The sequence below is a fragment of the Streptomyces flavofungini genome (genome assembly GCF_041028215.1).
Lineage (GTDB): Bacteria > Actinomycetota > Actinomycetes > Streptomycetales > Streptomycetaceae > Streptomyces > Streptomyces flavofungini_B.
In genome coordinates this window covers 14,396-31,994 of the sequence record NZ_JASKYR010000014.1, presented here as the reverse complement: position 1 = coordinate 31,994, position 17,599 = coordinate 14,396, and the positions used below count along the sequence as shown (strand labels likewise).

Sequence of the window (17,599 nt, the reverse complement as noted above, 5' to 3'; positions counted from 1 at the left end):
TCGCACCGCCGTACGCCCCGTCGCTGGAACCCGAACATCCAGCGTGTGCGTGCCGTGGTGAGCGGGACGCCGAAGCGCCTCAACGCCTGCACCTCGTGCATCAAGGCCGGCAAGGTCTCGCGCTGACGTCAGCGCGGCCACCTAGCTGGTTGCTGAATCAGCCGGTTCCCCGTCAGGGGGGCCGGCTTTTTCGTATGCCGTCCCCCCTCGCGTCGTCTGCCGTCCCCCTCGCGCCGCCCGGGAGTGCGCCTACCTGAAGCGCCAGCCGTGATCCACCGGGCCGATCCCGCCGCCGAGCGCGAACCCCGCGGCGATCGCCCCGGTCACGTACTCCTTGGCCGCCGTGACGGCCGTCGGGACGTCGTCCCCCTTGGCGAGCCCCGCCGCGATCGCGCTGGCCAGCGTGCAGCCGGTGCCGTGGGTGTGCCGGTTGTCGTGGCGCGGGGCGCGCAGCAGAAGCTCCTCGGAGCCGTCCGTCAGCAGGTCCACGGCGTCGCCCGCCAGATGGCCGCCCTTGATCAGCACCCACCTGGGCCCGTACGCGAGGACGGCGGCGGCCGCGCGCCGCAGTCCGTCCTCGGAGGTGACCCGGACGCCGGTAAGCTGGGCGACCTCGTCGAGGTTGGGCGTCGCGACCGTGGCCGCGGGCAGCAGCTTCGTGCGCACGGAGTCCAGGGCCGACGCCGCGAGCAGCGAGTCGCCGTGCTTGGAGACGCCGACCGGGTCGACCACGGCGGGCGCGTCCGTACCCGCGAGCAAGTCGGCGACCGTCTCGACCAGTTCGGCCGAGGCGAGCATGCCGGTCTTCACGGCTCCTACGCCGATGTCGTCGACGACGCTGCGGTACTGGGCGCGCACCGCATCGGCCGGAAGCTCCCAGAAGCCCTGCACGCCCAGTGAGTTCTGCGCGGTGACGGCCGTGACGACGCTCATGCCGTGCGTGCCGAGGGCCAGCATCGTCTTCAGGTCGGCCTGGATGCCCGCGCCGCCGCCCGAGTCGGAGCCCGCGACGGTCAGGACGCGGGGCGGCGCGCTCATTCGGCGTCTCCGTTGTCCCCGAAGTGGTCCCAGCCCTTGCTGGTCCAGGGCGCCCCGTCCACGGTCACCTGGGGCAGCGCGGAGGGGTTGAGGACCTCGCCGATGACCTTCCAGCGGGCGGGCAGCTTCACGTCGGCGGGGAAGGTCGCCACGATGGCGTGGTCCTCGCCGCCGTTGAGCACCCACTGGAGCGGGTCGACGCCGACGGCCTGGCCGATGTCGTTCATCTGGGAGGGCACGTCGACGTCGCCGGAGCGGATGTCGATGCGCACCTTGCTCGCCTCGGCGATGTGGCCGAGGTCGGCGATCAGGCCGTCGCTGACATCCGTCATGGAGGTCGCGCCGAGCCCGGCGGCCGCGGGGCCCGCGTGGTACGGCGGCTCGGGCCTGCGGTGGGCCTCCACGAAGGCGCGCGGCGAGCGGAAGCCGCGGGAGAGCACCGCGTGGCCCGCCGCCGACCAGCCCAACCAGCCGGTGACGGCCACGACATCGCCGGGCTGCGCGCCGCCGCGCGTCACGGCCTCGTGGTTGCGCAGGTCGCCGAGGGCGGTGATCGCGACGGTGATCGTGTCGCCGCGCACGACGTCGCCGCCCACGACGGCGGCTCCGGCGACCTGGCACTCGTCCCTGAGCCCGTCCATCAGCTCGGTGGGCCAGCTCGCGGGCAGTTCGGCGGGGACGACGAGGCCGAGCAGGAGCGCGGTCGGCACGGCGCCCATGGCGGCGATGTCGGCGAGGTTCTGCGCGGCGGCCTTGCGGCCGACGTCGTACGCGGTGGACCAGTCGCGGCGGAAGTGCCGTCCTTCGAGGAGGATGTCGGTGCTCGCCACGACCCTGCGGTCCGGAGCGGACACGACCGCGGCGTCGTCGCCGGGGCCGATCCGCACGGCCGGGGTGGAGGTGAGCCGCGAGGTGAGCTCCCTGATGAGCCCGAACTCCCCCAACTCGCCCACGGTTCCCTTCACCGAGTCTCACCATGCCCTTTCACACTGCTCGGCTTGCGGTCGCGAGCCGTCTGCGTCGTCGGTACGGTCGAGGTGACCGTTGTTTTCTGCTCCGCGTCCACCACGATGTGCGCCACAGCCCGCCCGGGTCTCCCCGCGGCGAGCGGCGACGCGGTACCGTGGCGTCCCTTCTCCCCACATGATCCTCGTGGTCGCCCTGGAGGTTCCGTGGTACAGGCGTACATCCTGATCCAAACTGAGGTCGGCAAGGCGTCGACCGTCGCCGAGCTGATCGGCAAGATCCCGGGAGTGATCCAGGCCGAGGACGTGACCGGCCCCTACGATGTCATCGTGCGGGCCCAGGCGGACACGGTGGACGAACTCGGCCGCATGGTGGTCGCCAAGGTCCAGCAAGTGGACGGCATCACCCGTACCCTGACCTGCCCGGTCGTGCACTTGTAGCCCCCGTCTACCCTGGCCCGGTGAACATCCCCCGACTCCGGCGCCGCTGCCTCACAGGAACGTCCGCCCTCGCGCTGCTGATCACGACGGCGGCCTGCTCATCTTCGGACGACAAGGCGTCGGTGGTGGTTCCTTCCCCGGCCGCGAAGGCCGCGGGACTCTGCCGTGACCTGCACGGACAGCTCCCGGAGAAGGTCGATGGCCTGAAGCGGACCGACCCCGGGCCTGCGTCGGAGCTGACCGCCGGGTGGGGAGACCCGGCGATCATACTGCGCTGCGGTGTCGAGCGGCCCCCCGAGATGATCGATCCCGAGTACGCGAAGAAGAACAGCGTCAGGGTCAACGACGTCGCCTGGCTGCTCCAGAAGCACGACGACGGGTCGTACACGTTCACCACGGGGGCGCGTCTCGCCTACGTCGAGGTGACGCTGCCCGAGGAGCGCACGGGGGACGGTCTCGGCCCGCTGACGGATTTCGCGGAGCCCATCAAGAAGACCGTCCCCAAGGGCATCGCCTGAGCCCGGCAGGACCGGGTCCTAGCGCAGCCCGGTGGAGCGGTTCAGCGCCGACTGGATGAGGCGGTCGACCAGCTCCGCGTAGCCGACGCCGCTCTTCTCCCACATCTGCGGGTACATCGAGATGGGCGTGAAGCCCGGCATGGTGTTGATCTCGTTGATGACGAAGCGGCCGTCCTCGGTGAGGAAGAAGTCCGCGCGCACCAGGCCCTCGCAGGAGGCGGCCTCGAAGGCGTCGACGGCCAGGCGCTGGATCTCGGCGGTCTCCTCGGCCGTCAGCGGGGCGGGCACGATGCCGGGCGTCGAGTCGATGTACTTCGCCTCGAAGTCGTAGTACGCGTGCGTCTGGACCGGCGGGATCTCGGCGGGGACGCTCGCCCGGGGGCCGTCCTCGAACTCCAGGACGCCGCACTCGATCTCCCTGCCGCGCAGCAGCGCCTCGACGAGGATCTTGGGGTCGTGGCGCTGGGCCTCGGCGATCGCCTCGTCCAGGCCCTCGAAGGAGTCCACCTTGGTGATGCCGATCGAGGAGCCCGCGCGCGCGGGCTTGATGAACAGCGGCCAGCCGTGCTCGCCCGCGAAGTCCGCGATGCGCTGCCGGGCGCCCGCCTCGTCCTGCCGCCACTCGCGGGGGCGGATCGTCAGGTACGGGCCGACGTCGAGGCCGAAGGAGGTGAACACCCGCTTCATGTAGTCCTTGTCCTGGCCGACGGCCGAGGCGAGGACACCGGAGCCCACATAGGGCACTCCGGAGAGTTCGAGCAGCCCCTGGAGCGTGCCGTCCTCTCCGTAGGGACCGTGCAGCATCGGGAAGACGACGTCGACCTCGCCGAGGGCCTTGGGCACGGAGCCGGGCTCGCTGTAGACGACTTCGCGGCTGCCGGGGTCGAGCGGCAGCACGACGCCGCCCTCGACGGAGTCCGCGAGCTCGGCGACGTTCGGCATCCTGCGGTCGGCGATGGCCATCCGCTCGGGCTCGTCCGCGGTCAGCGCCCAGCGGCCGTCCGTGGTGATGCCGATGGGCAGGACGTCGTACTTGGTGCGGTCGATCGCGCGCAGCACGGCGCCGGCCGTGACGACGGAGATGCCGTGCTCCGAACTGCGGCCGCCGAAGACGACGGCCACGCGCGGCTTGCGGTGCGACCGCTCAGAGCTCGACTCGGGGCGCTGCTCAGGGCTCTGGGGGAGGTTCTCGCTGCTCATATCGGCTTGAGAGTACCTGCTGACCCTTCAGGAGTCAGTCGTGGCCGTCAGCGGCGCTCGGGCTTCGCGCTGCGCGACATCAGCTCCTTCAGGGCCACCAGCGGGGGCGTGCCCTCGTGCACGATGCCCACGACGGTCTCCGTGATCGGCATGTCGACGCCGTGCCTGCGGGCCAGATCGAGCACCGACTCGCACGACTTGACGCCCTCGGCGGTCTGCCTGGTGACCGCGATCGTCTCCTGGAGGGTCATGCCCTTGCCCAGGTTGGTGCCGAAGGTGTGGTTGCGCGAGAGCGGCGAGGAGCAGGTCGCCACCAGGTCGCCGAGGCCCGCGAGCCCGGAGAAGGTCAGCGGGTCGGCGCCCATCGCGAGCCCGAGCCGGGTGGTCTCGGCGAGGCCGCGCGTGATGAGCGAGCCCTTGGTGTTGTCGCCGAGGCCCATCCCGTCCGCGATGCCCACGGCGAGCCCGATGACGTTCTTGACGGCACCGCCGAGCTCGCAGCCGACCACGTCGGTGTTGGTGTACGGGCGGAAGTACGGCGTGTGGCAGGCCCTCTGGAGGCGCTGGGCGACGGCCTCGTCCCGGCAGGCGACCACGGCGGCGGCGGGCTGCCTGGCGGCGATCTCGCGGGCCAGGTTCGGTCCGGTGACGACGGCGACGCGCTCGGCGGGCACCTTCGTCACGTCCTCGACGACCTCGCTCATCCGCATGGCCGAGCCCAGTTCGACGCCCTTCATCAGGGAGACGAGGACGGTCTCGGGGGCGAGGAGCGGCGACCAGGCGGCGAGGTTCTCGCGCAGCGTCTGGGAGGGCACCGCGAGGACGGTGAAGTCGGCGTCCGCGGCGGCCTCGGCCGGGTCGGCGGTCGCGCGGAGGTTCTCGGGGAGCTCGACGTCCGGGAGGTAGTCGGGGTTGCGCCGGGTGGAGTTGACGGCCTCGGCCAGTTCGGGCCTGCGGCCCCACAGGGTGACGTCGCATCCCGCGTCGGCGAGCACCATGCCGAAGGCCGTGCCCCAGGAGCCCGTTCCGAAGACGGCGGCCTTCACAGGTCGTGCCGTCGGTCCGGTGTGCTCGTGGTGCGTCACTTGCTGTCCTCCGGGGTGCTTTCGGCGGTGCCCTGCGCGACGCCGCGGCCCGCTGCCTTGCGTCGTTGTTCCAGCCGCGCCCTGCGCGGGTCGTACGGCGTTCCGGGGGCCTTCTCGCCCCTGACCTCCTCCAGGAGTTCGGTGATCGCGGCCATGATGGCCTCGGTCGCCTCGCGGAGCACCTCGGGCGTCGGCTCCTTGTCGTAGAAGCGCGACAGGTCGACGGGCGGTCCGGCCTTCACCTGGAGGGTCTTGCGCGGGAAGAGGGCGAGCTTCTTGCTGTACGGCGGCAGGGCGAGGTTGGCGCCCCACTGGGCGACGGGGATCACCGGGCAGCGGGTCTTGAGCGCGACCCGCGCGGCACCGGACTTGGCCGTCATCGGCCATACGTCGGGGTCCCTGGTCAGGGTGCCCTCGGGGTAGAAGGCGACGCACTCGCCGCGCTCGATGGCATCGACGGCGGCCCGGAAGGCGTCGAGCGCGTTGGTGGTCTCGCGGTAGACCGGGATCTGGCCCGTGCCCTTCATGACCTTGGCGACGAAGCCGCCCTTGAAAAGGCCGTCCTTGGCCAGGAAACGCGGCACCCGTCCGGTGTTGTACTGGAAGTGTGCGTACGACAGCGGGTCGATATACGAGTTGTGATTCACCGCCGTGATGAATCCGTCGTCGGCCGGAATGTGCTCCATTCCACGCCAGTCCCGCTTGAACAGAACCACCAGCGGCGGTTTTGCGATGACCGCCGCAAGGCGGTACCAGAAGCCGATTCTGCGGCGGGACACGCGGGCACCTTCCTTCATGAACCTGTTCGGCCGCACAAGTGTCGCCCCAGGCTGCCGGTCTGTCGAGAACACCGTACGCCCACCCGTCTGCCGCCACCGCCCCCGCGCCACCCCTTTCCGGTGCCCGGTGACCGGGGCCGCGGGCAGGTCACAATGGGCGCGACGACAAGGACGGAGCGCCCGTGCAGTGGACCCTGGTCATACCCCTGAAACCGCTGGCGCGCGCCAAGAGCAGGCTGGCCGCCACCGCCGGTGACGGTCTGCGCCCCGGCCTCGCGCTCGCCTTCGCCCAGGACACCGTGGCCGCCGCCGTGGCCTGTCCCGCGGTGCGCGATGTGGCGGTCGTCACGGACGACGCCCTGGCGCGGCGCGAGCTCTCGGCGCTGGGGGCCAGGGTCGTCCCCGACGCGCCGGGAGAGGGTCTCAACGCCGCGCTGCGCTATGGCAGCGAAGCGGTCCGCGCGCACCGCCCCGAAGCGGCCGTCGCGGCCCTGAACGCGGATCTGCCCGCCCTGCGGCCGATGGAATTGGCGCGGGTACTCGACTCCGCCGCTCTTTTTCCCCGCGCATTCCTGCCGGATTCCGCAGGAATCGGCACGACACTCCTGACCGCGTCGACGGGATCGGAATTGTCTCCCGCATTCGGTGCGGACTCGCGCGCCAGGCACTCGGCGTCGGGGGCCGCGGAAATCACCGTGGAAGGCGTCGATTCCGTGCGCCGGGACGTGGACACCGGCGAGGATCTGCGGGCCGCTCTCGCGCTGGGCGTGGGCCCGCGCACCGCCGAGGCCGCCGCCCGGCTGCTCATCGCCGACTGAACCCGGCCCGCGGGAGTCCGACTGAGTACGCTGCCTCCATGCAGGCGACCGCGTACACGTACGACTCCGAGACCCGCAGCGGCAGTGTGCTGCTCGACGACGGCACCCCGGTGGCCTTCGGGGCCCCCGCGTTCGACGCGGGCGGGCTGCGGCTGCTGCGGCCCGGCCAGCGGGTGCGCATCGAGGCCGAGGGCGAGGGCGAGGGGCGCCGGATCACCCTGGTGACGCTTCAGACGTTCTGACGCTCCAGACGTCCTGACGCTTCGGACGTGCTGAGCGCGGGCCCCGGAGCGGTTGCGCGGAGATGGCGAACCCCCGTACGGCCGAACGGGGAACGACGCGGGCCGGGCTCCCCCGTGGGAGCCCGGCCCGGCGCGTGAGTGCCCTGTGCCCTACTTCTTGCGGGCGGTGGCCTTCTTGGCGGTCGTCTTGCGCGCCGTGGACTTCTTGGCGGGCGCCTTCTTGGCGGTGGCCTTGGTCGCCGGGGCGGTCTTCTTCGCCGTGGCCTTCTTGGCGGCGGGCGTGGCCTTCTTGGCGGTGGTCTTCTTCGCCGCGGCCGTCTTGGCGGTGGTCGCCTTCTTGGCGGGCGTGGCCTTCTTGGCCGCGGCCTTCTTCGCCGTCGCCGTGGTCTTCTTGGCGGGCGTGGCCTTCTTCGCGGCGGCCTTCTTCGTGGTCGCCGCCGTCGTCGCCGCCGACGTCGACGCGGTCTTCTTGGCGGTGGCCTTCTTGGCGGTCGTCGCCTTCTTGGCCGCGGCCTTCTTGACCGTCGCCGAAGCGCCGCCGGTCAGGCTGCCCTTGGGCGCCTTCTTGACCGCGACATCGTTCTTCGGGAGCTTCTTCGAACCGCTCACCAGGTCCTTGAAGCCCTGACCGGCGCGGAAACGCGGAACCGAGGTCTTCTTGACCCGCACGCGCTCCCCGGTCTGCGGGTTGCGGGCGTAACGGGCCGGACGGTCGACCTTCTCGAACGAGCCGAAGCCGGTGACCGAAACACGGTCCCCGCTGACCACGGCGCGGACGACGGCGTCCAGGACCGCGTCCACGGCGTCGGCGGCCTGCTGACGGCCCCCGACCTTGTCGGCAATCGCTTCTACGAGCTGCGCCTTGTTCACGTCTTCCCCTTCGGAGACATTGCCGGGAGCGAAATACTCCGGCTTTTTCGCACGTTAGGCAGATATATACCGCAAATCAAACACGAAACGGGCTAATCACCCTTGTGCCGCAACGAACTGGCCCATCTCGGAGTTCCTCGAAGGTCCGTTGAGGCTTGCCACTCAGACGTCTTCCGGGAATCGGCCCTCGTCCGCTTCGTCGAGGGACGCCATCAATCGCTCCAGACGCCTTGCCGCATCGGCGAGATCGTGTTTGGCCGCGGCCGTAATGACCAGCAGCTTCCGGGTCAGCGCCATCCGTACGCCCTCCGGGACTTGCAGTGCGCGCACTCTTGCGTGCGCTTCCTTCAGTCGGTCCGCGACGAGCCCGTAGAGCTCGAGTTGGTCGTCACGTCCCATGCACCGATTGTGCCATCTGGGGCGAGTTGTCGCCTCCGCAGGGGGTAACTGCCGCCGCCGGCCGCCGATTCGAGGGTACCCGGTCCGGCCGAGTACAAGGGGATTTCAAGCCTCTTCTTCCCTGATGGACAAGGGAGTTGAGACCACCCGTTCAGGCCATCCGCCCCAGCTCAGGGGGCACACACAGAAGTACCCCCAACCGTCCACGATTGGGGGTACGTCAGGGTGTTGCGGAGTGTCAGACCTGAACGGTCCGGGGCTTGTACGAGGGGCGCCCGCTCTCGTACGCGGCGATGTCCTGCTCGTTCCTGAGCGTGATGCTGATGTCGTCCAGGCCGTTCAGGAGCCGCCAGCGGGCGTTCTCGTCGAGGTCGAAGTCGGCGGTGATGCCCGCCGCGCGGACCTGGCGGTCCTCCAGGTCGACCGTGATCTCGGCCTGCGGGTCGCTCTCCGTCAGCTCCCAGAGCGCGTCCACGACCTGCTGGTCGAGCACCACGGTGAGCAGGCCGTTCTTCAGCGAGTTGCCCCGGAAGATGTCCGCGAAGCGGGAGGAGATGACGGCCTTGAAGCCGAAGTTCTGCAGCGCCCAGACGGCGTGCTCGCGCGAGGACCCGGTGCCGAAGTCCGGCCCCGCGACCAGGACGGTGGCCCCCTGGCGGTCGGGCTTGTTCAGCACGAACTCCGGGTCCTTGCGCCAGGCCTCGAAGAGGCCGTCCTCGAAGCCGTCCCTGGTGACCTTCTTCAGCCAGTGGGCGGGGATGATCTGGTCGGTGTCGACGTTGCTGCGGCGCAGCGGCACGGCCCGGCCGGTGTGCTTGGTGAATGCTTCCATGGCTCTCAGACTCCGGCGGTCACGGGGGCGTCGGACAGGTCGGCGGGCGATGCCAGGTGGCCGGTGACCGCGGTGGCCGCGGCGACCTGCGGCGAGACCAGGTGGGTGCGCCCGCCCTTGCCCTGCCTGCCCTCGAAGTTGCGGTTGGACGTGGACGCCGAGCGCTCCCCGGGGGCCAGTTGGTCGGGGTTCATGCCGAGGCACATCGAGCAGCCCGCGTGCCGCCACTCGGCGCCCGCGGCGGTGAAGACCTTGTCCAGGCCCTCCTCGACGGCCTGGAGGGCGACCCGGACCGAACCGGGGACGACCAGCATCCGTACGCCGTCGGCGACCTTGCGGCCCTCGACGATCGAGGCCGCCGCGCGCAGGTCCTCGATACGGCCATTGGTGCAGGAGCCCACGAAGACGGTGTCGACCCTGATGTCCCGCAGCGCCTGCCCGGCGGTCAAGCCCATGTACTCCAGGGCCTTTTCGGCGGCGTACCGCTCCGAGGCGTCCTCGTACGAAGCCGGGTCGGGGACGTTCGCCGACAGCGGCGCGCCCTGGCCCGGGTTGGTGCCCCAGGTGACGAACGGCGCCAGCTCGGTGGCGTCAATGTAGACCTCCGCGTCGAAGACGGCGTCCTCGTCGGTGCGCAGGGTCTTCCAGTACGCGACGGCGGCGTCCCAGTCCTCGCCCTTCGGGGCGTGGTCGCGGCCCTGGAGGTAGTCGAAGGTGGTCCGGTCGGGGGCGATCATCCCGGCCCTCGCGCCCGCCTCGATGGACATGTTGCAGATGGTCATGCGGGCCTCCATCGAGAGTTTCTCGATGGCCGGGCCGCGGTACTCCAGGACGTAGCCCTGGCCGCCGCCGGTGCCGATCCTCGCGATGATGGCGAGGATGAGGTCCTTGGCGGTGACGCCGTCGGGCAGCTCGCCGTCGACGGTGATGGCCATGGTCTTGGGGCGGGCCATCGGCAGCGTCTGGGTGGCCAGCACGTGCTCGACCTGCGAGGTGCCGATGCCGAACGCCAGCGCGCCGAAGGCGCCGTGGGTGGAGGTGTGCGAGTCGCCGCAGACCACGGTGGTGCCCGGCTGGGTCAGTCCCAGCTGCGGTCCCACCACGTGGACGACGCCCTGCTCGACGTCGCCCAGCGGGTGCAGCCGGACGCCGAAGTCCGCGCAGTTCTTGCGCAGCGTCTCCAGCTGGGCCCGGGAGACCGGGTCGGCGATGGGCTTGTCGATGTCGAGGGTCGGAGTGTTGTGATCCTCGGTCGCGATGGTGAGGTCGAGCCGCCGCACCTGGCGGCCCGCCTGGCGGAGGCCGTCGAAGGCCTGGGGGCTGGTCACCTCGTGCAGCAGGTGCAGATCGATGAAGAGGAGGTCGGGCTCGCCCTCGGCGCGCCGGACGACGTGGTCGTCCCAGACCTTCTCCGCGAGTGTCCTACCCATCGCTTTCCCTCCGACCGGCGGCGTCGCCGGCCCAACTAGAGAATGTGGTCGCCGACGCGCGCACCCCTCGTACCGCACGTCGACCGTCGATCCGTTGGTCCGCGGATCGTCCGTACAGAGTGGCGTGTCTCGCGAGAAATTGAACTTGCGTTTCACAGAGTGAGACGCGAGTATCGACGCATGGACAACTCTAGCGGCGTCGGCGTTCTCGACAAGGCGGCTCTTGTCTTGAGCGCCCTGGAGTCCGGCCCGGCCACCCTCGCGGGGTTGGTCGCGGCCACCGGGCTCGCACGACCCACGGCCCACCGACTGGCCGTGGCACTGGAACACCACCGGATGGTGGCGCGGGACATGCAGGGCCGTTTCATCCTCGGCCCCCGCCTCGCGGAGCTCGCGGCGGCGGCGGGCGAGGACCGGCTGCTCGCCACGGCGGGCCCCGTCCTCACCCACCTGCGGGACGTCACGGGCGAGAGCGCGCAGCTCTACCGCCGCCAGGGCGACATGCGCATCTGCGTGGCCGCCGCCGAGCGGCTGTCCGGCCTGCGGGACACCGTCCCCGTCGGCTCGACGCTGACCATGAAGGCGGGCTCGTCCGCGCAGATCCTCATGGCCTGGGAGGAGCCGGAGCGCCTGCACCGCGGCCTCCAGGGCGCCCGCTTCACGGCCACGGCCCTCTCGGGCGTGCGCCGCAGGGGCTGGGCCCAGTCGATCGGCGAGCGGGAGCCGGGCGTCGCCTCCGTCTCGGCGCCCGTACGCGGCCCGTCCAACCGCGTGGTCGCCGCCGTCTCGGTGTCCGGACCGATCGAGCGCCTGACCCGGCACCCCGGCCGGATGCACGCCCAGGCGGTCATCGACGCCGCGGGACGGCTGTCGGAGGCCCTGCGCCGCACGGGCTGACCCACCCGGCCCGACGCACCCGGTCCGGCGTACGCCCGCACTGACGTACGCACGGCCGGAGGGACCGCCCCAACGCCGCGGCGGCCCCTCCGGTCATGCGCACCCCCTCACGGGGGCTTCAGGCCCTCTCGTGACCCTTCCGACGGGCTTCTCTCTCCCCCCAGGCCCGCAGACCTTTCCGACAGCCTCAGACCGCCTTGAGGCGGTCGGCCGCCCGGTCGCCGCGGCGGCCCACCGGGACGACCCCGGTCGCCTGGCCCAGGCCGAAGGCGGGCATGTTCACATAGACCGCCTCATGGGCGCCGGCCGGCACGAGATAGGTCTCGTGCCAGAAGCCGACCTTTCCCCTGCCTTCCCGGATGCGCCGGTTGAAGGCCGCCCACGCCGGGCGGTGCGCCTTGTCGGGCGCCGCCGAGTAGGCGAGCAGCTTCTCGTGCGACTCCCAGTACTGCACCACGTACAGCAGGCGGGTGCCGCCGAACAGCAGCCGGTACCCCAGCAGGCCGCTCCCCTTGTCCCGCGACAGCTCCTTGAGCATGCGCGGCATCGCGAGGAACACGGGCCACCAGCTCCGTACGGCACGGAAGTTGTTGATGCGCATGCCTATGTGGAAGACGACCACGCCCCCTTCCGCCGCCGCGGTCGTGCGCCCTTCGATCGGCTTGCCGCTCATGACACTTCCCCCTCAACAGAGCCCTGGCCGAACATTGGATAGCGTCGCTATCCATGCTTAGATAGTGCCACTCTCCAATAGGGAGCGCAAGAGGAGGCACGACGAGATGAGACTGGCGGAGCTGAGCCGGCGCGGCGCGGTCCCCACGGCCACGATCAAGTACTACTTGCGCGAGGGGCTGCTCCCGCCCGGCCGCCGCGTCAGCGCGACCCAGGCCGAGTACGACGAGACGCATCTCCAGCGGCTCCGCCTGGTGCGGGCCCTCGTCCAAGTGGGCCGGGTGCCGATCGCGTCGGCGCGCGAGGTGCTCGCCGCCCTGGAGGACGAGTCCCTGGACCACAGCTCCCGGCTCGGCACGGCGGTCCGGGCGCTGCCGCACGGCCCCGAGCCGGACGCCGACGAGACGGCGCGGGAGGACGCGCACCGCACGGTGGACGAGCTCATCGCCCGCCTCGGCTGGGCGCACGCGCGGGAGTACGGGTCCGAGTCCCCCGCCTACCGGATGCTGGTGACCTCCGTGGTCACGCTGGCGCGGCTCGGTTACCCGTGCTCGGTGGACGACCTGGCGCCCTACGCCCGCGCGGGCGCGCAACTGGCCACCGCCGACCTGGACTTGATCGAGCGGTACGAGTCGCCGGACGAGCAGCTGGAGGCGGCGGTGGCGCTGACGGTGCTGTACGAGCCGGTGCTGCTGAGTCTGCGCCGCATCGCACAGGCCGAGGAGTCCGACCGCCGCTACCGGCGGGACGGCTCCGAAGGGCGCGCCCTCTCCGAGCCGGACGACTCCACCCGGGCATGACGAAGGGGCCCTCCCTGACGGGAAGGCCCCTTGCCGTTTCTGTACCCCCGACCGGATTCGAACCGGCGCTACCGCCTTGAGAGGGCGGCGTGCTAGGCCGCTACACAACGGGGGCTCTAGCGATCTCGTACGGGCCACGGAGTGGCTTGACAAGATCAGTTACTGCGCTGGGCTACCAGGACTCGAACCTAAACTAACGGAACCAGAAACCGTCGTGCTGCCAATTACACCATAGCCCAATGTGGTCTAGACCAGGTCTAGTACCGACAGTACCCCCGACCGGATTCGAACCGGCGCTACCGCCTTGAGAGGGCGGCGTGCTAGGCCGCTACACAACGGGGGCCCTAGCGATCCTGCATCAGTGACAGTGGGTGCGACCCGATCTGTCCCCGCGGGAAGGATCTGTACCCCCGACCGGATTCGAACCGGCGCTACCGCCTTGAGAGGGCGGCGTGCTAGGCCGCTACACAACGGGGGCCTGCGGACTATGTCCGCGATATGCAGATGAGCTCTGCGAGCTGGCCTACCAGGACTCGAACCTAGACTAACGGAACCAGAAACCGTCGTGCTGCCAATTACACCATAGGCCATCAAAGCGCCACCCCTTGACGGGGTTTTGTTTGACTTACGCTTCCCGGCCGGACCTTTCGGCCCTCTCGGGCGGCGCAGGAAGAACATTACCCGAAGGTGGACGGCGCTCCAAAACGGGTATCCCCCCGCAGCAGCGCGGGGAGCTCGGAGAGGTCCCGGATGCGGTGCACACCAGACGGCCCCTCGCCCGCCGAGCCCTCGCGGTCGAGCCAGACGCCGAGGAGTCCCGCGTCCCTCGCGCCCCTGGCGTCGATCTCCGGCTGGTCACCGACGTAGGCGATCTCGGCGGGAGCGAGGCCGAGGTGCGTGCAGACCGCGAGGAAGGCCTCCGCGGCCGGTTTGGAGACGCCGAGGTCGGCGGCGCACAGGACGGCCTCGAAGCGGTCGCGCACACCGAGGACGCGCAGCTTGCGGTCCTGGACGACGAGGGCGGAGTTGGAGAGCACCGCGTGGCGGTAGCCGTCGGCGAGGGCGTCCAGGGCGGGCAGGGTGTCGGGGAAGAGGGACCAGGCCGATTCGTAATGCCCCACGTAGCGGCCGAACCAGGCGTCGACGTCGGGGTCGGCGAGGTCCGGGGCCTGAAGGAAGTCCCGCACCCGGTCCCGCCGCTGCTGCTCGAAGGTCACTCCCCCGGCGCCGAAGCGGGCCCAGTGCAGCTCGGTCAGCTCCTTCCACCGGGCGAGCGCCCGCTCGGCGGACTCGTACCGCTCAAGGAGCCCCTCGGCGGTGAGGTGGGCGTGCATGCCGGTGGTGTCGGCACGCGCGTAGTCGAAGATCGTGTCGTCGATGTCCCAGACCACGGCTTTGATCGGCATGGCAGCGACGGTAATCGAACGGCACGGCCCTGCGTAAGCGGAGGACCCGGCCCGGCGTATGCGAAGGACCCGGGAGCCGTGGCGGCTTCCGGGTCCTTCGTCGGCGTACGCCCGCCGGTCAGGCGGTGAGCTTCGCCAGGGCCGCGTCGATGCGGGCCAGGGTCTTCTCCCTGCCCAGGATCTCCAGGGACTCGAAGAGGGGCAGGCCGACCGTGCGGCCGGTGACGGCGACGCGGACCGGGGCCTGGGCCTTGCCGAGCTTGAGGCCGTGCTCCTCGCCCGCCGCGAGGACGGCGTCCTTGAGGGACTCCGGGGAGCTCCAGTCGGCCGCGTCCAGCTTGGCGCGGGCGGTGCGCAGCAGGGCGTCGGAGCCCTCCTTCATCGCCTTCGTCCAGGACGGCTCGTCGAAGACCGGCTCCGCGCGGAAGAGGAAGTCCACATTGGCCGTGATCTCGGAGAGGACCTTCAGGCGGGTCTGCGCGTGCGGCGCGATGGCCTGCCAGGCGGCCTCGTCGAACTCCTCGGGCGCCCAGTTGGCGTGCGGGGCGCGCAGCCAGGGCTCGCAGGCCTCGGCGAAGGTCTTCACGTCCAGCATGCGGATGTGGTCGGCGTTGATCGCCTCGGCCTTCTTCAGGTCGAAGCGGGCCGGGTTGGAGTTCACATCCGCGAGGTCGAACTTGGCGACCATCTCCGGGATCGTGAAGACGTCCTGGTCGGCGGAGAACGACCAGCCCAGGAGGGAGAGGTAGTTCAGCAGGCCCTCGGGCAGGAAGCCGCGCTCGCGGTAGAGGTTCAGGGACGCCTGCGGGTCGCGCTTGGAGAGCTTTTTGTTGCCCTCGCCCATGACGTACGGCAGGTGGCCGAACTGGGGGATCGTCTTGGCGACGCCCAGGTCGATCAGCGCCTTGTAGAGGGCGATCTGCCGGGGCGTGGAGGAGAGCAGGTCCTCGCCGCGCAGGACGTGGGTGATCTCCATCAGGGCGTCGTCGACGGGGTTGACCAGCGTGTACAGCGGGGCGCCGTTGGCGCGCACGATGCCGTAGTCGGTGACGTTCTCCGCCTGGACGGTGATCTCGCCGCGGACCAGGTCGGTGAAGGTGGTGGCCTCGTCCGGCATCCGGAAGCGGACGATGTGGCTGCGGCCCTCGGCCTCGTACGCCTGGATCTGCTCGGCGGTCAGCGTGCGGCAGAGCCCGTCGTAGCCGGACGGCCTGCCCGCGGCGCGGGCGGCCTCGCGGCGGGCGTCGAGCTCCTCGGTGGTGCAGTAGCACGGGTAGGCGTTGCCACTGTCCAGGAGCTTCTGGGCGATCTCCTTGTAGATGTCCATGCGCTGCGACTGGCGGTACGGCGCGTGCGGGCCGCCGACCTCGGGGCCCTCGTCCCAGTCGAAGCCCAGCCAGCGCATCGAGTCCAGGAGCTGCTCGTAGGACTCCTCGGAGTCACGGGCCGCGTCGGTGTCCTCGATGCGGAAGACCAGGGTGCCCTCGTTGTGCCGGGCGTAGGCCCAGTTGAAGAGGGCGGTGCGGACCAGGCCCACATGGGGGTTGCCGGTCGGGGAGGGACAGAACCGTACGCGTACGGGGGTCGCGTTAGCCACGCTTGATCACCTTGTTGGTGAGAGTGCCGATGCCTTCGATGGTGACGGCGACCTCGTCGCCGACGTTGAGCGGGCCGACCCCTGCCGGGGTGCCCGTGAGGATGACGTCGCCGGGGAGCAGCGTCATGGCCTCGGAGATGTTGACGATCAGATCCTCGATGGAGTGGATCATCTCGCTGGTGCGGCCGAGCTGGCGCTGCTGCCCGTTGACCGTGCACTGGATCGTGAGGTCGCCCGCCGCCGCGAGGTCCAGTTCCGTCTCCACCCAGGGGCCCAGCGGGCAGGCGCCGTCGAAGCCCTTGGCGCGGGCCCACTGCTTCTCGCGGCGCTGCACGTCGCGTGCGGTGACGTCGTTCGCGCAGGTGTAGCCGAAGATCACGTCCTTGACCCGCTCGCGCGGGACCTCCCGGCACATGCGGCCGATGACCACGGCCAGCTCGGCCTCGTGGTGCAGCTCCTCGGAGAAGGAGGGGTACGTGATGGCGTCGCCGGAGCCGACCAGCGAGGTGGACGGCTTGAGGAAGGCGAAGGGGACGTCGGGCACGTCGTGGCCGAGCTCCGCCGCGTGCTCCCGGTAGTTGCGGCCGTAGGCCACGATCTTGTTCGGCAGTACCGGCGGCAGCAGGCGGACCTTGCTCAGCGGGACCTTGGTGCCGGACAGCTCGAAGTCGGCGTACGGGATGCCCTTGATGATGTCGAGGACGAGCTCACCCTCTTTGCCGGGGGCGCCCTCTCCCTCCACCACGCCGTAGCCGACATTGCCGTCGATGGAGAACCTGGCGATACGCACGCTTGAGCCTCTTGAGGTGGTTGCGGTCTGACATCTCAGGCTAACGCGGTGGCCTGCGGCCCGCTGACGGCTTGCCCTGCCTGGGCCCGGGGTCTCGCCTCCGGGCGGCGCCGGGCTCCCCCTGAGTTTCCCGGCCCCCGGCGTCTCGCCTCCGGCTGTCGCCGCTGCGCGGCCCGTCCTCAAACGCCGGACGGGCTGACATCTCCCCGCACCCGACGTCTCACCCCGGCAGTCGCCGGGGCGCGGCCCGTCCCCAAGCGCCGGACAGGCTCGGAATTTCCCGCACCCGGCGTCTCACCTCGGCCCGTCGCCGCTGCGCGGCCCGTCCTCAAACGCCGGACGGGCTGACATCTCCCCGCACCCGGCGTCTCACCCMGGCAGTCGCCGSKGCGCGGCCCGTCCCCAAGCGCCGGACAGGCTCGGAATTTCCCGCACCCGGCGTCTCACCTCGGCCCGTCGCCGCTGCGCGGCCCGTCCTCAAACGCCGGACGGGCTGACATCTCCCCGCACCCGGCGTCTCACCCAGGCAGTCGCCGCTGCGCGGCCCGTCCCCAAGCGCCGGACGGGGTCAGATTTTCCCGGCGGCCCGGATCCTCAGGCGGACGTCGGGGTCGGCGGCTGTGGGGCGACCATCAGGACCGTGCGCTTGGGGTTCGCGGTCTGGGTCGGGAGTTCGACTGCGTGCTGGGGCTGCTCCGGTGCCGCCTGGACGCCGTCGGCGTCCGTGAGGTGCGCGAGGGTGGTGCGGCGCGGGTTGGCTATGTTTCGGAACATCGTCGAGTGCACAGTCTTCATCTGCTGTTCTGACCCTGTCGGTCGG

21 protein-coding genes and 5 tRNA genes are annotated in these 17,599 nt (G+C 70.7%); 7 read left to right on the top strand and 19 right to left on the bottom strand.

The window, feature by feature from the left end; translation table 11 throughout:
• The coding region (locus tag AB8Z36_RS02335) for a large ribosomal subunit protein bL28 (protein ID WP_369211473.1) at positions 1-126 on the top strand (126 nt) is incomplete at its 5' end.
• A 123-nt stretch (positions 127-249) separates the two neighbouring features.
• Here AB8Z36_RS02335 and thiD read toward each other — a convergent pair.
• Positions 250-1,038, bottom strand: a complete 789-nt coding sequence (thiD, locus tag AB8Z36_RS02330; RefSeq protein ID WP_369211470.1) for a bifunctional hydroxymethylpyrimidine kinase/phosphomethylpyrimidine kinase — start codon at positions 1,036-1,038, stop codon at positions 250-252.
• Positions 1,035-2,003: a thiamine-phosphate kinase gene (locus tag AB8Z36_RS02325; protein WP_369211469.1), complete on the bottom strand. Its 969-nt coding sequence runs from the start codon at positions 2,001-2,003 to the stop codon at positions 1,035-1,037. Before AB8Z36_RS02325 ends, thiD begins: the two co-directional genes overlap by 4 nt.
• 207 nt (positions 2,004-2,210) lie before the next feature.
• On the opposite strand from AB8Z36_RS02325, the gene AB8Z36_RS02320 reads away from it, so the two are divergent.
• Positions 2,211-2,444, top strand: a complete 234-nt coding sequence (locus AB8Z36_RS02320; protein WP_016642988.1) for an Lrp/AsnC family transcriptional regulator — start codon at positions 2,211-2,213, stop codon at positions 2,442-2,444.
• 20 nt (positions 2,445-2,464) lie between these two features.
• Positions 2,465-2,962: a DUF3515 domain-containing protein gene (locus AB8Z36_RS02315; protein WP_440581838.1), complete on the top strand. Its 498-nt coding sequence runs from the start codon at positions 2,465-2,467 to the stop codon at positions 2,960-2,962.
• Positions 2,963-2,980: 18 nt separating this feature from the next.
• On the opposite strand, the gene AB8Z36_RS02310 is transcribed toward AB8Z36_RS02315, so the two are convergent.
• Genes AB8Z36_RS02310 through AB8Z36_RS02300 form a run of 3 tightly spaced genes read right to left on the bottom strand, consistent with a single transcriptional unit; the run spans position 2,981 to position 6,026 of the window.
• On the bottom strand, positions 2,981-4,162 hold the full coding sequence (locus tag AB8Z36_RS02310; protein ID WP_369211468.1) for a D-alanine--D-alanine ligase family protein: 1,182 nt from the start codon (positions 4,160-4,162) through the stop codon (positions 2,981-2,983).
• 47 nt (positions 4,163-4,209) lie between these two features.
• On the bottom strand, positions 4,210-5,247 hold the full coding sequence (locus AB8Z36_RS02305) for an NAD(P)H-dependent glycerol-3-phosphate dehydrogenase (protein WP_369211467.1): 1,038 nt from the start codon (positions 5,245-5,247) through the stop codon (positions 4,210-4,212).
• Positions 5,244-6,026: a lysophospholipid acyltransferase family protein gene (locus AB8Z36_RS02300; RefSeq protein WP_369211466.1), complete on the bottom strand. Its 783-nt coding sequence runs from the start codon at positions 6,024-6,026 to the stop codon at positions 5,244-5,246. Before AB8Z36_RS02300 ends, AB8Z36_RS02305 begins: the two co-directional genes overlap by 4 nt.
• A 182-nt stretch (positions 6,027-6,208) precedes the next feature.
• Here AB8Z36_RS02300 and cofC point away from each other — a divergent pair, with 182 nt between their 5' ends.
• The gene (gene cofC / locus AB8Z36_RS02295) at positions 6,209-6,844 is read left to right on the top strand and encodes a 2-phospho-L-lactate guanylyltransferase (protein ID WP_369211465.1); all 636 of its coding nucleotides are present in this window, start codon (positions 6,209-6,211) and stop codon (positions 6,842-6,844) included.
• Between the two features lie 38 nt (positions 6,845-6,882).
• On the top strand, positions 6,883-7,086 hold the full coding sequence (locus AB8Z36_RS02290; RefSeq protein WP_369211464.1) for a hypothetical protein: 204 nt from the start codon (positions 6,883-6,885) through the stop codon (positions 7,084-7,086).
• Positions 7,087-7,236: 150 nt separating this feature from the next.
• On the opposite strand, the gene AB8Z36_RS02285 is transcribed toward AB8Z36_RS02290, so the two are convergent.
• The 4 genes from AB8Z36_RS02285 to leuC form a co-directional block, all read right to left on the bottom strand.
• Positions 7,237-7,956, bottom strand: coding sequence for an HU family DNA-binding protein (locus AB8Z36_RS02285; protein ID WP_369211463.1), 720 nt, complete (start codon positions 7,954-7,956; stop codon positions 7,237-7,239).
• 162 nt (positions 7,957-8,118) lie between these two features.
• Positions 8,119-8,355 carry a hypothetical protein gene (locus tag AB8Z36_RS02280; protein WP_369211462.1) on the bottom strand — a complete coding sequence of 79 codons (237 nt, stop codon included), beginning with the start codon at positions 8,353-8,355 and terminating at the stop codon, positions 8,119-8,121.
• 238 nt (positions 8,356-8,593) lie between these two features.
• Positions 8,594-9,187 (bottom strand): 3-isopropylmalate dehydratase small subunit, encoded by a 594-nt coding sequence (gene leuD, locus AB8Z36_RS02275; protein WP_369211461.1) that lies wholly within the window; start codon positions 9,185-9,187, stop codon positions 8,594-8,596.
• A 5-nt stretch (positions 9,188-9,192) separates the two neighbouring features.
• Positions 9,193-10,617: a 3-isopropylmalate dehydratase large subunit gene (leuC, locus tag AB8Z36_RS02270; protein ID WP_369211460.1), complete on the bottom strand. Its 1,425-nt coding sequence runs from the start codon at positions 10,615-10,617 to the stop codon at positions 9,193-9,195.
• 180 nt (positions 10,618-10,797) lie between these two features.
• Here leuC and ndgR point away from each other — a divergent pair, with 180 nt between their 5' ends.
• Positions 10,798-11,514, top strand: coding sequence for an IclR family transcriptional regulator NdgR (gene ndgR / locus AB8Z36_RS02265; protein ID WP_010984119.1), 717 nt, complete (start codon positions 10,798-10,800; stop codon positions 11,512-11,514).
• A 187-nt stretch (positions 11,515-11,701) separates the two neighbouring features.
• On the opposite strand, the gene AB8Z36_RS02260 is transcribed toward ndgR, so the two are convergent.
• Complete coding sequence (locus tag AB8Z36_RS02260) at positions 11,702-12,187, bottom strand: DUF4188 domain-containing protein (RefSeq protein WP_369211459.1); 486 nt, start codon at positions 12,185-12,187, stop codon at positions 11,702-11,704.
• 106 nt (positions 12,188-12,293) lie between these two features.
• Between AB8Z36_RS02260 and AB8Z36_RS02255 the strand changes: the two genes are divergently transcribed.
• Positions 12,294-12,986, top strand: coding sequence for a MerR family transcriptional regulator (locus AB8Z36_RS02255; protein WP_369211458.1), 693 nt, complete (start codon positions 12,294-12,296; stop codon positions 12,984-12,986).
• 42 nt (positions 12,987-13,028) lie between these two features.
• On the opposite strand, the gene AB8Z36_RS02250 is transcribed toward AB8Z36_RS02255, so the two are convergent.
• The 9 genes from AB8Z36_RS02250 to AB8Z36_RS02210 form a co-directional block, all read right to left on the bottom strand.
• A tRNA-Glu gene (locus AB8Z36_RS02250) sits at positions 13,029-13,101 on the bottom strand.
• A gap of 52 nt (positions 13,102-13,153) precedes the next feature.
• Positions 13,154-13,225: transfer RNA gene (locus tag AB8Z36_RS02245), tRNA-Gln, on the bottom strand.
• Positions 13,226-13,256: 31 nt separating this feature from the next.
• A tRNA-Glu gene (locus AB8Z36_RS02240) sits at positions 13,257-13,329 on the bottom strand.
• Positions 13,330-13,391: 62 nt separating this feature from the next.
• Positions 13,392-13,464: transfer RNA gene (locus AB8Z36_RS02235), tRNA-Glu, on the bottom strand.
• A 40-nt stretch (positions 13,465-13,504) separates the two neighbouring features.
• Positions 13,505-13,576, bottom strand: a tRNA-Gln gene (locus tag AB8Z36_RS02230).
• An 87-nt stretch (positions 13,577-13,663) separates the two neighbouring features.
• The gene (locus AB8Z36_RS02225) at positions 13,664-14,392 is read right to left on the bottom strand and encodes an HAD family hydrolase (protein WP_369211457.1); all 729 of its coding nucleotides are present in this window, start codon (positions 14,390-14,392) and stop codon (positions 13,664-13,666) included.
• Between the two features lie 118 nt (positions 14,393-14,510).
• On the bottom strand, positions 14,511-15,989 hold the full coding sequence (gene gltX / locus AB8Z36_RS02220; RefSeq protein WP_369211456.1) for a glutamate--tRNA ligase: 1,479 nt from the start codon (positions 15,987-15,989) through the stop codon (positions 14,511-14,513).
• Positions 15,982-16,779 carry a fumarylacetoacetate hydrolase family protein gene (locus AB8Z36_RS02215; RefSeq protein ID WP_369211455.1) on the bottom strand — a complete coding sequence of 266 codons (798 nt, stop codon included), beginning with the start codon at positions 16,777-16,779 and terminating at the stop codon, positions 15,982-15,984. Before AB8Z36_RS02215 ends, gltX begins: the two co-directional genes overlap by 8 nt.
• Positions 16,780-17,373: 594 nt before the next feature.
• Positions 17,374-17,574 (bottom strand): hypothetical protein, encoded by a 201-nt coding sequence (locus AB8Z36_RS02210; protein WP_369211454.1) that lies wholly within the window; start codon positions 17,572-17,574, stop codon positions 17,374-17,376.
• Between the last annotated feature and the right edge of the window lie 25 nt (positions 17,575-17,599).

Excerpts from the sequence above, each read along its gene's own strand:
- AB8Z36_RS02290 (WP_369211464.1), top strand. The coding sequence starts at position 6,883 with ATGCAGGCGACCGCGTACACGTACGACTCCGAGACCCGCAGCGGCAGT.
- AB8Z36_RS02255 (WP_369211458.1), top strand. The coding sequence starts at position 12,294 with ATGAGACTGGCGGAGCTGAGCCGGCGCGGCGCGGTCCCCACGGCCACG.
- AB8Z36_RS02310 (WP_369211468.1), bottom strand. The coding sequence starts at position 4,162 with ATGAGCAGCGAGAACCTCCCCCAGAGCCCTGAGCAGCGCCCCGAGTCG.
- AB8Z36_RS02210 (WP_369211454.1), bottom strand. The coding sequence starts at position 17,574 with ATGAAGACTGTGCACTCGACGATGTTCCGAAACATAGCCAACCCGCGC.
- AB8Z36_RS02260 (WP_369211459.1), bottom strand. The coding sequence starts at position 12,187 with ATGAGCGGCAAGCCGATCGAAGGGCGCACGACCGCGGCGGCGGAAGGG.
- leuC (WP_369211460.1), bottom strand. The coding sequence starts at position 10,617 with ATGGGTAGGACACTCGCGGAGAAGGTCTGGGACGACCACGTCGTCCGG.
- AB8Z36_RS02280 (WP_369211462.1), bottom strand. The coding sequence starts at position 8,355 with ATGGGACGTGACGACCAACTCGAGCTCTACGGGCTCGTCGCGGACCGA.
- AB8Z36_RS02225 (WP_369211457.1), bottom strand. The coding sequence starts at position 14,392 with ATGCCGATCAAAGCCGTGGTCTGGGACATCGACGACACGATCTTCGAC.
- leuD (WP_369211461.1), bottom strand. The coding sequence starts at position 9,187 with ATGGAAGCATTCACCAAGCACACCGGCCGGGCCGTGCCGCTGCGCCGC.
- ndgR (WP_010984119.1), top strand. The coding sequence starts at position 10,798 with ATGGACAACTCTAGCGGCGTCGGCGTTCTCGACAAGGCGGCTCTTGTC.
- thiD (WP_369211470.1), bottom strand. The coding sequence starts at position 1,038 with ATGAGCGCGCCGCCCCGCGTCCTGACCGTCGCGGGCTCCGACTCGGGC.